This is a genomic window from uncultured Pseudoteredinibacter sp., assembly GCF_947502065.1.
Taxonomy (GTDB): domain Bacteria; phylum Pseudomonadota; class Gammaproteobacteria; order Pseudomonadales; family Cellvibrionaceae; genus Pseudoteredinibacter.
Map to the genome: position 1 here is coordinate 96688 of NZ_CANMYE010000002.1, position 12567 is coordinate 109254.

Here is a 12567-nt window from a genome sequence, read left to right on the forward strand (position 1 = left end):
CCTTTAAAGCTTTTCTGCCACGCGCATTACAGCACTGCGTGAGCGAATATTTTCTGCCAGCTCACTAGCATCGGCTTTCATAGCTTTGCCAACACTGCGCATTGTTTTATCTAATTGATCTTCAGTAACCGGCAAACCAGGTGGCAACTCCTGCCCTTTTTCCTGACGCCGAATAAAACGTTTAACTAAGCGGTCTTCTAAGGAGTGGAAGCTAATAACCACCAAGCGCCCACCTGGCTTGAGAATGCTCAAACTCTGGTCCAGCACCGCTTCAAGGTCCGCCAATTCATTATTGATATGAATACGTATACCTTGAAACGCTCGAGTAGCCGGGTTCTTACCCTTTTCCCAGGCTGGATTTGCATCAGCAACAATACGCGCCAATTGCAGAGTCCGAGTAATGGTCTTGGCTTGTCTGGACTCTACAATGGCGCGGGCGATTCGCTTAGCGAAGCGCTCTTCTCCGTACTCCTTTAACACTCGGGCAATTTCTGTCTCCTCAGCAGAATTCACCCAATCGGCCGCTGTCATACCCGCACTACTGTTCATGCGCATATCCAGTGGACCATCCTGCATGAAGCTAAACCCCCGTTCGGCTTCATCCAGCTGTGGTGACGACACCCCCAAATCTAACAATATGCCGTCAACCAACCCTGTCTTGCCGCGCTCCGCGACAAATTCTTGCATTTGCGCAAACGAACCATGCGCAATTTCAAATCGTTTTTCTGCTGCAAACTTTTCATGTGCCACCGCAATCGCATCAGGATCTTTATCAATAGCCATCAAATGACCATCCTGCCCTAAGGAATTGAGCACCAAGGCGCTATGGCCACCGCGACCAAAAGTACCGTCGATATAAAAGCCATCTTTATCAATCAATAGATGGTTGACCGCTTCATCTAGCAGAACACTGTAATGTGGCGAATTACTCATTAGCTCAACACCTACAGCGAAAGCGTTTGCATTTCAGGCGGAATCTCATCATCAACCGCCTCATCCAATAGAGCCGACCAACTGGCCTCACTCCACAATTCAAATTTTTTCCCCTGCCCCACCAACATTAACTCTTTCTCTAAATTTGCATATTTACGTAATGGCCCCGGAATAGAGATGCGGCCATTAGCAGGATCCATTTCCACAGCTGTGGCATAACCGATCAGCAAACGCTTAGCGCGAGCAGATACCTTGTTAAAGCTGGGAAGATTTTCGATCTGAGGAAGAATTTGCAGCCACTGAGGCTCTGGATAAACCAACAAACAACGCTCTTCAGTATTTGCGGTGATCACTAATCGTCCCGCACAGGCCTCTACCAACGAGTCGCGAAGACTTGTTGGAATCGCCAGACGCCCTTTCGCGTCCATATTGATTGCGTGACCACCTTGATACACTGAGTGCTACCATTTGCTCGTTTTGGGACATTTGCTCCACCAAACTCCACCTGGAATCTAGAAAAAACACAAATCTCCACTTTTTTCCACATAGCTACACTATAAATCTGAACTAGGCAAAGTCAAGGTAAAAAGCGTTTAAAATCAGGGATATTGCAGCGATCTTCGAGAAACTTGTTAAGAACTGGCCATTTCTCCGAGACTAGAAACATCAAAAAACAAGAAAAAACAACACACTAAGGCGCAAACTTAAAGTAATACTTTAAGTTTTAGGAAAGAGTTCGATGAATTCCAAAATAATGCCAAGAACGGCGAAGGGAAAATAAGTCAAAGGCGGCCTATAAGCCGGGTTCTGTCGTGAACAGTCATTCATCTGGGATGCTTGTCACCAAACACCTCAAGCGACCTACCCGAATCCAGCGCGGGTCACGCCTATAGGATTCCTATTTGGTCTTGCTCCGAGTGGGGTTTACCATCGCCACAGACTGTTACCAGCTGCGCGGTGCGCTCTTACCGCACCTTTTCAACCTTACCGGCCGCGAACGGCTTAGGCGGTTTCCTTTCTGCTGCACTTTCCGTAGGCTTTCGCCCCCCAGGCGTTACCTGGCACTCTACCCTTTGGAGCCCGGACTTTCCTCCCTCCTTATGTAAGAAGAGCGACTGCCCAGCCACCTTTGACAGGGGCAACAATAGCGATTCAATACGCCACTTGCAAGCTTTATGATCTTTACATTTTTATCGTTTACAAGCTAGAAAGCCCACACAATAATAGAGTTCGTTTATGCAATTGACAAAAAGATTCTAAATCAGTGTCATTGCTGGACAAATTGGCCAACCCTGTTGGCTATTCAGCCTAAATAGTATATGGTTCGCGATGCCTAAAAGTCGTGAACGATCGACATATAACAACAAAAACAAAAACTTAGGCACAACACTGTAAAAACTACTATAAATAGTAGCTGTAACAGACAACCTATATAAGTCTGAGCAGCAAACACCCGCTCATCACAGGAGATCGACTGATGAAATCTATTAGACAACGCACTCTAAGTGTTGCCATCGGCGCAATAGCAGCCGCTTCAGCCATGCCCTCTCTCGCACAACTTGCCCTTGAAGAAGTGGTAGTTACCGCCCAAAAGCGTGAGCAGAGCCTGATGGATGTACCCATTTCCGTTAACGCGGTAGCGGGTGAAAAAATGAACGAGGCCGGAATCAGTACCCTCGAAGACATGACCGCCTATGTTCCAAACCTAACATTCAACCAAACTGGTATCGGTACTATTGTAGGTATTCGCGGTATCAGCTCTGGCATTAACCAAGGCTTCGAACAGTCTGTTGGTCAGTATGTAGATGGCATCTACTACGGCCGCGCACAGCTAACTCGTGCGCCTATGTTTGATATGGAGCGTGTAGAAATTCTCCGCGGCCCCCAGTCGATCTTATTCGGCAAAAACTCTATCGCCGGTGCGGTTTCAATGACAACGGCCAAGCCAACCGATGATTTTGAGGGTTCTGTAACAGCTTTGTACGAACCTGATCATGGTGAGCGTGATATGAAGCTCGTTCTTTCTGGCCCATTAACCGAAAACTTAAGCGGTCGCGTAGCAGTTCTAAACCGCCTGATTGATGGTTATTATGAGAACACAACTTTTAATCGCGATGAGTCCAAAGAAGATGTAAGCGTCTTCCGTGGATCACTTCGCTGGGATGCCTCTGACGATCTAACAGTTAATTTAAAAGCTGAAAAAAGCAGCTTTGACACCAAAGGTCGCTTTTTAGAAATTGTCAACCAAGTTGGGGCTACTCCATATGGTGCCGTTTTGGGTGCACTAACCGGTGGCGCTTATCAGCTTGACGACAAGCAAGATTTCCGCCGTCAGTCGAACGGTGACTTCAGCAACAATGAAACCGAAAATCTGACATTAAATATTGAGTATGCCATTGGCGACATCACCATGAACGCCATCACTGGCTACAATGCCTATGAATACCAAGAAGATTGTGATTGCGATTTTGTAGGCGCAACTATCTTTACAGCTCAATCTGCTGAAGATTTTGACCAGATAAGCCAAGAGATTCGTTTCACCTCTCCAGGAGGAGAAACCGTTGATTGGATTGCAGGTGCATTTTGGCAATCTACCGACTTGGCATTCAATGATTCTATTACCATTCCAACTAATAGCCTTTTCGGAATTGGACCGCTTGCCACCTTTGCCCCGCTACGTGGTACCGCAACACAGCGAACCTTCAATCAGGAATCTGACCTGTGGTCTGTCTTCGCTCAAGCCACGTGGAATATCAATGATGAGTTTCGCTTAAACCTGGGTGCTCGCTACACATCTGAAGATAAGGAAGCATCACGCCGCCAGTATCATGTAGATGCAAGTGGTACTGATGTCGGAGCAAACAACCCATTGCTAAATGCATTATACGGCGCGTTCTTGATCGAGCCTTACGACACCATTAGCGGCGACCGTGATGAAGGAGCCTTCACACCGCTGATTACTGCTCAGTGGGATGTAAATGCCGACACCATGCTGTACGCCACTTGGACGACCGGCTTTAAAGGCGGTGGTTTTGATGTTCGATCGAATGGACACCCAGACCCTAGCTATGTTGGTGCAGTCCACCCAAGAACTGGACAACAGGTAGTCGGTGTTTTCGAATATGAAGAAGAGAAAGCAACTAGTATCGAACTTGGCGGTAAGTTTACTCTAGCTGAGGGCGCTGCAGAATTGAATGTGGCTCTATTCCGCACTGAGTACGAAGATCTGCAAACTTCTCAGTTTGATGGCACTTTGGGCTTTAACGTAACCAATGCTGGTGAAGCCACTAGCCAAGGTATCGAAATGGATGGCCGCTGGTTACTATCTGAAGGTCTAACCTTAACCGGTTCTGCTGCCTATCTAGACTTCGAGTACGACTCCTTCCCTAACGGCCAGTGTGCTTTTGGTATTGAATCTAACAGTGCTACCCACCCAGGCCTGTGTGACTTCTCAGGCGAGCGTCGTGAGTTCACTCCTGAACTACAAGGCACCTTGAGCTTGGATCACGTAATGCCAATCGGGGAAGATTTCGAGCTGCATTCAACGCTAGATTTGATCTACAGTGACGAGTACTTCGCGTCTCCGACTCTAGACCAAAACTTAGTTCAAGAAGCTTATACCAAAGTTAACCTACGTGTAGGCTTTGGCGCCGCAGACGGCCAGTGGGAAGTTGCCTTAGTGGGTAAAAACCTAACTGACGAAGACGTTGTGACCTTTGGTAACGTAGCTCCACTATCCACTACCCTAACCGGTGGTGCTGGTGCAGCTTACTACGCCTTCTTCGACCGTCCTCGCTCTGTAGCCGTACAAGGTACCTTGCGCTTCTAAGCTGGGCACTTAAACGCTACAAAGAAAAAGCCCCGCACTGCGGGGCTTTTTTATAGCTATTACAACAAGAGTTAAACTTAATCGTCTTTGTTATCCAAAGCCCACTGATAAAGCTCTTTTTTACGCAGGCCAGTTATCTCAGCACCTATTTGCGCCGCTTGTTTTACCGGCAACTGCGCCAGCAGACAGCGCATCATATGCTCGACATTCGCATCTAGCTGCTTTGCCGATGCCTCACAACCTTTCACCAAGATAACCATTTCACCCTTGCGCTGATTATGGTCCGCTTCAACGGCGGCCAATACCTCAGCTGCAGCGCCAGAAATCAGTGTTTCAAAAGTTTTGGTTAACTCCCTCGCAAGCACTAACTCGCGGTCCGCACCAAATACTTCTGACATCGCCGCCAAGCTATCGATAATGCGATGTGGCGCCTCATAGAAAATCATGGTTCGCTCTTCGTCCAGCAAAGCCTCCAAAGCATTTAAGCGCTGCCCAGCTTTGGCTGGCAAAAAACCTTCAAAGCAAAACTTATCCGACGGTAAGCCCGCCACACTCAACGCTGCCGCCATTGCACAGGCGCCTGGAACCGGCACAACTCTTATACCCGCGTCTCGAGCTATTTTTACTAATCGATAACCCGGGTCTGAAATTAGCGGTGTTCCAGCATCACTAATTAATGCGATATCCTTACCACTATTAAGCAGATCCAACATAGCCTCAGTTTGCTTCTGATCCGTGTAATCGTGATAGGCTCGCAACGGTGTATCAATAGAGAAATGCTGACACAATCTAGAACTGTGGCGAGTATCCTCAGCAGCAATCAAATCAGCATTTGATAAGACCTCGATTGCACGCTGCGTTATATCACCCAGATTCCCGATCGGTGTGGCCACCACGTATAGGCTGCCCGCCCCAGAAGTTGTTGAATTTTTCATCGCCGGCACGGAACATTCACCTCTCATTCATGGCCAAAGAGCACTATAGTACCCTCATTAAGAGTAACTGACATGCCTGCTGCAAAGAATAATTGCTATGATAGGGCCATGACAAATTTAGAGAGCACAATGAGCACCGTGTTGAAAGCAAGCTTACCCCAAGCCAAGCCCCAAATAAGTCGACTCGCTTTGACCGCATTAGTCTGTGGTCTATTACTTAGCGGCTGCGGCTCGAACCCCAGTAAAGATCAAGGAAGCTTTCAACAAGCGGCCATCCCAAGTGAGCAGCCCCAACAAACGGTTGCACAGCTATTGAAATTAGCGCGCAGCAGCCAAGCTCGTGAAGCCAGCCAATACCTTTTACAGGCTGCCCAGCAACTCAGCGAGCAAGAGGAATTAAGCTGGGCTCAGAACTTGCTGAAAAATATTGATCCAATGCTACTCAATAATAGCGACTTTATTGAGTACAGTATTCTGCACGGCAAACTTGCCATGGAAGACGGCTCTTACTTTATCGCAAAAGACAGTTTCTCAAGCCAACGCTTGGCGCAACTACAAGGGCAGATGCAAGCCGATCAAAAACAGCGCTTAGGCGAACTCAAAGCTACCTTATTTACTCTTCTTGGGGACACCGAAGCAGGCGTGCAAGAGCGCCTTGCACTACGCCAGTGGCTCAATATTGACCAGCTAGCCGACAATCAAAGCGCCCTTTGGCAGACCCTAATGATGGAAAGCCCAGACAAGCTTGCAGCGCTGGCAAAGCAACAACAGCAGCCACTCTTTAAAGGCTGGTATGAATTGGCGACCATTGCAAAAAGCCAGAGAGATAGCATTGAGCAACAGCAAGCAAAAGTGCAGCAATGGCAACTACACAACCCAACTCACCCTGCCGCTCAAAACTTGCCCGAAGACTTACGTCTATTAGGGCGACTAATCGATGAGCAACCTCGTAAAGTCAGCATCATGTTGCCTAGCCGTGGAAAATATTCGCGGGCAGGTAAAGCCATCAGAGATGGCTTTATGGCTGCCTATTATCAGGCTAAAGAAAATGGCCAAAGCACACCTCAGTTAGAGCTTATCGACAGCAGCCAGGGTGATATCGTTCAGCTGTATCAAAACGCTGTTCAAAGCGGCAGCGAGCTTGTCATTGGCCCATTAGATAAAGGCCAAGTTAGGCGCTTAAACGATAGCGCGCAGCTCAGCATTCCAGTTCTTGCAATGAACTATATTCAAGCACCATCAAACAATTTAGCTAGTGAGTATCAACCACTGCTCTTTCAATTTGGCTTAGCCTTAGAAGACGAGGCCCGTCAAAGCGCACAACGTGCTTATCTAGAAGGCCATCGCCGCGCGTTAGTGATTGCACCCCAAAGCTCTTGGGGCAATCGCGGCACCCAAGCTTTTATTGAAGAGTGGCAGGCACTAGGTGGTGAAATTGTCGGCGAGCAGCGATTCACCGGCAAAGGTGATTACTCTCGAGTTATTAAAAACAGCCTGCAGCTAGACTTGAGTGAGACCCGCTATCGTAACCTACAACGGATTTTGGGCAGTAACCTAGAGTTTGAACCCCGCCGCCGACAAGATATCGATATGATCTTTGTATTGGCCAATAACAATCAAGCAAGGCAAATTAAGCCCACCTTGGCTTTCCACTACGCCAGTAAAATACCGGTATACGCCACTAGTCATATCTATGGTGGGAGAGAAGCCAATAAAGCCAATCGCGATCTAAATGGCATTCGTTTTACCGCCTTGCCATGGCTAATCGATGAAGACGAATCATTGCGCTTGGCGGTAGATGAATATGCCAAACCCATCCCAGCCTACCAGCAACTCTATGCGCTGGGGGCTGACAGCTTTGCCCTTTATCCTCGCCTTAGCCAGCTTGCGCAGGTTCAGCAGCTGCAGCTGCAAGGCCGAACCGGTCGCTTGCAGATGCTCAGCAATGGCCAACTAGCCAGGCAGCAAGATTGGGCTATTATGCGCAACGGTAAGGCACGGGCGCTCGCTAATCTTAGCCAGCAGTAATCCCGCTAGGTCTATTGCGGGATCATCAGGGCTGTCTATGCTTAAAGCATCAGCCCTTCGGGCGGCTTTGCTAGGAGCTAGCCTTGGAAAAGGAAAACAGACGACAGCTGGGCGAAAAGCAAGAGGCGCTCGCCGCTCAGTTTCTCACCGAAAAAGGACTCAAGCTCCATTCGAAGAATTACCTTTGCCCCTACGGCGAAATAGACCTCATCATGCAGAGCGAATCGGAATGGGTGTTTGTGGAGGTTCGCAGTCGCAGCCCCAGCCAATTCACTAGCGCCATTGAAAGCATCGGCCCACAAAAACAACAGCGCCTTTTGCGCAGCGCTGAGCACTTTCTAATTTCACAAGGGCAAAGTAATAGCCCGTGTCGCTTCGATGTAATCGCTATTTCACTTCTACCTGAAGGCCGCTCTGATATAGAATGGCTGCAAAATGCCTTGGGCTATTAAGCCCCGCGCCGTAATTGCTATTCAAGACAGAAAGAGCCCAGCATGGATCAACACGTCATTAATTTGTTTCATCGCAGTATCGAAGCCAAAATGCAGGTTGGCGAGCAGCTCGCCCCGCTTATTGCCGAAGCGAGTGAAATGATGGTGCATGCCCTCGTCAATGAAAACAAAATCTTGCTGTGCGGCAATGGCAGTAGCTGTGCTATCACCCAAATTTTCTCGGCAAACTTAATCAACCGCTTTGAAAATGACCGACCTAGCTTACCCGCTATCGCACTCGGTACAGATGCTACATCGCTCTCCGCAATCGCGGACGTTGCTAGTTACAATGATGCCTATGCAAAGCAAGTACGCGCCCTCGGTCAACCTGGCGATATTCTGGTTATTATTTCCAGCAGCGCCAAAGCAGGGAATTTAATTAGAGCTGTTCAAGCCGCTCACGACAGGGAAATGTCCGTTATTGCACTTACAGGCCAAGATGGCGGGGATATTTCTGCGCTTCTCGATGTCCACGATATAGAACTGCAAGCACAACTACACTCAAGACCACGCATTCATGAAGTGCATTTATTAACTGTGTTCTGCTTATGCGACCTTATTGATCAACAACTATTCGGAGTTTATAGCCCTGATGAATAAACTAGCCGGCCTTTGCAAAGCCATAGTCATAGCGAGCTGCGTGCTAAGCTTGAATGCTTGTACCTCAGTCATTAGCGCCACCACAGATAAGCCTATTCAGCCTGACCCTAGCAAGCGCACCTTTGGTACCTATATCGATGATGAGCAGTTGGAGACCATTGCTGAGGTAAACCTTACTAAAGCCAGCCCCGCGCTCGACTCTTCCCACATTAACGTCAACGCCTTTAATGGTGTTGTGCTGGTAACCGGTGAAGTGCCCAACCAGGAAGCTCGCGAGCTTGCCACCAGTACCTTGCGCAAGCTGCATAAAGTCCGCCAAGTATTCAATGAGCTACAAATTCAAGGTAACAGCTCATTCTTAGGCCGCACCAATGATTCATGGATCAGCTCAAAGGTGAAAACTCAGCTTTTGGCCAATGAAGATATCGACAGTGGACGTATTAAGGTGGTCACTGAAAATGGCACGGTTTACCTTATGGGTACGGTTACCCGCGCCCAAGCCAATAAGGCCGCCAATGTAGTGAGCCGCATTGGCGGTGTACAGAAAGTCGTTCGCACATTCGAGTATATCGACTAGCCAATCCCGCCTTATTTGCCTCCTGAGCTAGCAGATTCTGCTAGCTCAACGATTACCTTCAGGCTTTTTTGCCCGAAACTGCTCCTAGTTGATTGCTAAAATAATCATACTTTACAAATAAAATAATAGGAGCCGACCGTGACCGCCAATGTTGAGAACTTCGACCGCTGGATTCGCAGCAGCTTTATTGAAATAAACACCGAGCTAGAACAGCGTTATCAGCAACAGGACGATAAAGCCAATGTAGAAGGTATCGGTGATACGCTAAAGTCCCAACTCAAAGGTGAAGGGCGTGCCCTCATTAGCGAGTTATTGGCAGAAGGCAATACTGATGAAGGCTTTGATGCTGGCTTCGATTTATTAGGCAATGTTGGCTTTTATATGGCCGCCTGCCGCCGCCACGAGATTACCGAGCCTTCTCGAGAAGATAGCTCGCCGTTAAAAGAAGCCTCAGCGCTAGCCTTACAACTGGGCGCCTCTCTTGGCGTTACCCCTCGCTTCGCCACCGCTCACCTAACAACTCATAACCGAGCCATTAACGGCATCGCTAAAAGCTTCACCTCATTAGAAGATGAATTTATTTTCAATGAATACAATACTCGCGCGGTGCTCGCCTATAAACGTGCCGCCGACGCATTGTTTCGCACTGTGCCATTGGGTATCTCCAATGTATCGGTGCCCGACCTACTCGATGCTGCTTACGATGCCTTAGAAGATGTCATTCGCTTAAACGACATCTTATTTGAAAAGCTTGATGTCAACGCCTTCTTCTATTTGGTTCGTCCCTATTACAAGCCCTATCGTGTAGGGCGTGAGATATACCGCGGTGCCAATGCCGGTGATTTTGCCGGCATCAACATCATCGATTTAATGCTGGGTCTGTGCCGAGCGGACGACTCTTACTATTCCCAGCTGCTGGTCGACAAAATGCTCTATATGATGCCAGATGATCAACGTTGTTTAATGGATTGCATGCGCCGACCCAGCCTTATGGATCAGTTGCTTCAGGCACCCACAAAAGAATACGATAGTGAGTGGTATCAGCTAGTCGCCAGCAAATTCTTAAAAGTTTGCGAAGCTCATGGCCGCACCGCCGAGCAACATCACAATAATTTAGTAGAAAAGTTTATCACTCGCCCGGCCGAGGATATGGATGAGGCCTATGCCAACAAGCTTACCGCCAGCGGGCCACCACTGCCGGTATTGTTGCGTTCGCTCGCTAAGCTTAGAGATTTACGCTTGGCCGCCGAGCGAGATGATATCCCCAGCCGCTTTCAAGATGTCGCGGCGATTCGAGACAATTTGAGGTAACTATGGGCCCGGAAGATTTTCTACTGCCCAAGCAGCGCTATTTACTCAGTCATTCAGTCGGCTTAGCTCTGCGCAGCAGTCAAAAAGCGCTAAACGACCGCTTTTTTAAAGCTTGGCAGGAGAGCCCTGCCGAGGCCTGGCCAAATTGGCTGCAGGCGATTGAGCAGTTTCGTTCAGCGCTAGCCCAGCTACTGAACGCTAACGCCGATGAGTTTTGCCCGCAAAGTAATTTAAGCAGTGGTTTCAGCAAAATATTGCAGGCCATTAAGCCAAGTCATTCTCGCAACACTATTTTGCTAAGCGAAGAAGACTTCCCCAGTATGAGCTTTGTCGCCCAACAGGCCCAAGCCTTTGGCTGGAACTTTCGCTTTTTACCCAAAGACATGGACCATCAAGATATCTCGCAATGGCAGGCCCAGCTGACGGACGATGTCGCCTTGGTTTTGCTCACCCACGCTTATTCCAATAGCAGCCTTCGTCTAGATATCACTTCGCTTATTCAACATTGCCAACGACAAGGCATTCTAACTGTGGTGGACATCGCTCAATCAGCGGGCATCGTCCCAATTGATTTGCAGCAGTGGCAAGCCGATTTTGTGTTGGGTTCTTGTGTTAAATGGCTATGCGGCGGCCCAGGTGCTGGATTCATGTGGGTAAACCCAAAAATCGTAGAAGCTTGCGAGCCCAAAGATGTGGGCTGGTTTTCACACCAAGACCCATTTGAATTTGATGTACATAGTTTTCGCTATCACCCGAGTGCTCTGCGATTTTGGGGCGGAACCCCTACCGTACAACCCTATGCTATTGCAGCCCATAGCATCGAGTATTTTTGCAACTATGGCGTAGCAAACAGCCAGCGACACAATCAAGCGTTGAGTCAACAACTTCGTAATGCCGCCGGGACTGCCTGCCTAACACCTGAGTACCGAGGCGGTACTGTCGTTTTGAAATTTGAGCAGCAAGACAAATTTATTGCCGCTTTGGAATCAAAAAATATTCAATTTGATCAACGACCAACAGGAGTTCGACTGTCACCACATATTTACAATGATCAAAGCGATATTGATGCTGTTTTAGATTGCATGCCCAGCAAGTGAAACTTAAACAATAACTCTCTAGCGGCAAGCTTTACAGCTGCGCTTGTCGCTAGAGGCTCTGATAGAAATTGACGGTTTTGAATTCTTCAAACTCACCCAAATCAGGAAAGGTAATCGAACGGCGTACAGCTATTGCCTCATAGCCTGGCTCATTGAAATTCTTCACACGGGAATCAGCAATAAGAGTGCGAGCGAAGCATTGCCTGAACTTTTCAAGCAGCGGTTTATTTTCCCAGTCATACAACACGTCAGCCGCCAACACCAAATCTACTTCCGAGCCGGCTAGGTAAAAGCAATCACGATTAATTTCCAACCGCTTATCATCCGCAAAACCATTGAGCTCACTATTGGCCGCTACAGATAACAGTGCGCCCTCATCCAGATCGCTGGCATAAACCTTTTTGGCGCCCGCCATTAAAGCGGCGATAGCAACAATGCCTGAACCGGTACCAAAATCCACAATCACTTTATCTCGTACTAATTCAGGATCCGCCAAAATCATCGCCGCCATTGCTTGCCCGCTAGCCCAACAAAAAGACCAATAGGCCGGTTCTTCAAACACCGCCGCAATGGTCTCCTCACTTAAACGGGCATCCATTATCTGAGGGTCAACCAACCATAAAGATATCTCTGGCACATCAGGCAATGGCGTTGCCTTTAGTTGGGCATGGGGCAAAGTTTGCCGAAAGTGGCGCAACAAGGCTTCTGGCGCACTTAGAGCATTTGTCATGTTTTGTTCTCTATTGTTCAACATTGCAACTTCGAT

11 protein-coding genes and 1 other RNA gene are annotated in these 12567 nt (G+C 48.3%); 7 read left to right on the forward strand and 5 right to left on the reverse strand.

From position 1 onward, the window contains the following. Positions 1 to 3 precede the first annotated feature (3 nt). From rsmH to rnpB, 3 genes are all read right to left on the reverse strand, one after another. The gene (rsmH, locus tag Q1A41_RS07145) at positions 4 to 933 is read right to left on the reverse strand and encodes a 16S rRNA (cytosine(1402)-N(4))-methyltransferase RsmH (protein WP_299976393.1); all 930 of its coding nucleotides are present in this window, start codon (positions 931 to 933) and stop codon (positions 4 to 6) included. Between the two features lie 11 nt (positions 934 to 944). Next, positions 945 to 1388, reverse strand: a complete 444-nt coding sequence (mraZ, locus tag Q1A41_RS07150) for a division/cell wall cluster transcriptional repressor MraZ (RefSeq protein ID WP_299976396.1) — start codon at positions 1386 to 1388, stop codon at positions 945 to 947. Positions 1389 to 1713: 325 nt separating this feature from the next. Continuing rightward, an RNA gene (rnpB, locus tag Q1A41_RS07155) (RNase P RNA component class A) lies at positions 1714 to 2064 on the reverse strand. Positions 2065 to 2410: 346 nt separating this feature from the next. Here rnpB and Q1A41_RS07160 point away from each other — a divergent pair. Continuing rightward, on the forward strand, positions 2411 to 4762 hold the full coding sequence (locus Q1A41_RS07160) for a TonB-dependent receptor (protein WP_299976398.1): 2352 nt from the start codon (positions 2411 to 2413) through the stop codon (positions 4760 to 4762). 77 nt (positions 4763 to 4839) lie between these two features. Here Q1A41_RS07160 and rsmI read toward each other — a convergent pair whose 3' ends face one another. After that, positions 4840 to 5697 carry a 16S rRNA (cytidine(1402)-2'-O)-methyltransferase gene (gene rsmI, locus Q1A41_RS07165; RefSeq protein ID WP_299976401.1) on the reverse strand — a complete coding sequence of 286 codons (858 nt, stop codon included), beginning with the start codon at positions 5695 to 5697 and terminating at the stop codon, positions 4840 to 4842. A gap of 129 nt (positions 5698 to 5826) precedes the next feature. Here rsmI and Q1A41_RS07170 point away from each other — a divergent pair, with 129 nt between their 5' ends. The 6 genes from Q1A41_RS07170 (at position 5827) to Q1A41_RS07195 (ending at position 11801) form a co-directional block, all read left to right on the forward strand. Further along, the gene (locus Q1A41_RS07170) at positions 5827 to 7725 is read left to right on the forward strand and encodes a penicillin-binding protein activator (protein WP_299976404.1); all 1899 of its coding nucleotides are present in this window, start codon (positions 5827 to 5829) and stop codon (positions 7723 to 7725) included. A gap of 83 nt (positions 7726 to 7808) precedes the next feature. Beyond that, the gene (locus Q1A41_RS07175; protein WP_299976407.1) at positions 7809 to 8177 is read left to right on the forward strand and encodes a YraN family protein; all 369 of its coding nucleotides are present in this window, start codon (positions 7809 to 7811) and stop codon (positions 8175 to 8177) included. A gap of 42 nt (positions 8178 to 8219) precedes the next feature. Further along, positions 8220 to 8816 (forward strand): SIS domain-containing protein, encoded by a 597-nt coding sequence (locus tag Q1A41_RS07180; protein WP_299771722.1) that lies wholly within the window; start codon positions 8220 to 8222, stop codon positions 8814 to 8816. Continuing rightward, positions 8809 to 9393: a BON domain-containing protein gene (locus tag Q1A41_RS07185; RefSeq protein ID WP_299976410.1), complete on the forward strand. Its 585-nt coding sequence runs from the start codon at positions 8809 to 8811 to the stop codon at positions 9391 to 9393. The genes Q1A41_RS07180 and Q1A41_RS07185 overlap by 8 nt, the downstream gene beginning before the upstream one ends. Before the next feature lie 138 nt (positions 9394 to 9531). Continuing rightward, a complete protein-coding gene (locus Q1A41_RS07190) occupies positions 9532 to 10704 on the forward strand; it encodes a monodechloroaminopyrrolnitrin synthase PrnB family protein (RefSeq protein WP_299976413.1) in 1173 nt (390 codons plus the stop codon). Positions 10705 to 10706: 2 nt separating this feature from the next. After that, the gene (locus tag Q1A41_RS07195) at positions 10707 to 11801 is read left to right on the forward strand and encodes an aminotransferase class V-fold PLP-dependent enzyme (RefSeq protein ID WP_299976416.1); all 1095 of its coding nucleotides are present in this window, start codon (positions 10707 to 10709) and stop codon (positions 11799 to 11801) included. A gap of 49 nt (positions 11802 to 11850) precedes the next feature. On the opposite strand, the gene Q1A41_RS07200 is transcribed toward Q1A41_RS07195, so the two are convergent. After that, a complete protein-coding gene (locus tag Q1A41_RS07200) occupies positions 11851 to 12531 on the reverse strand; it encodes a 50S ribosomal protein L11 methyltransferase (RefSeq protein ID WP_299976418.1) in 681 nt (226 codons plus the stop codon). Positions 12532 to 12567 lie beyond the last annotated feature (36 nt).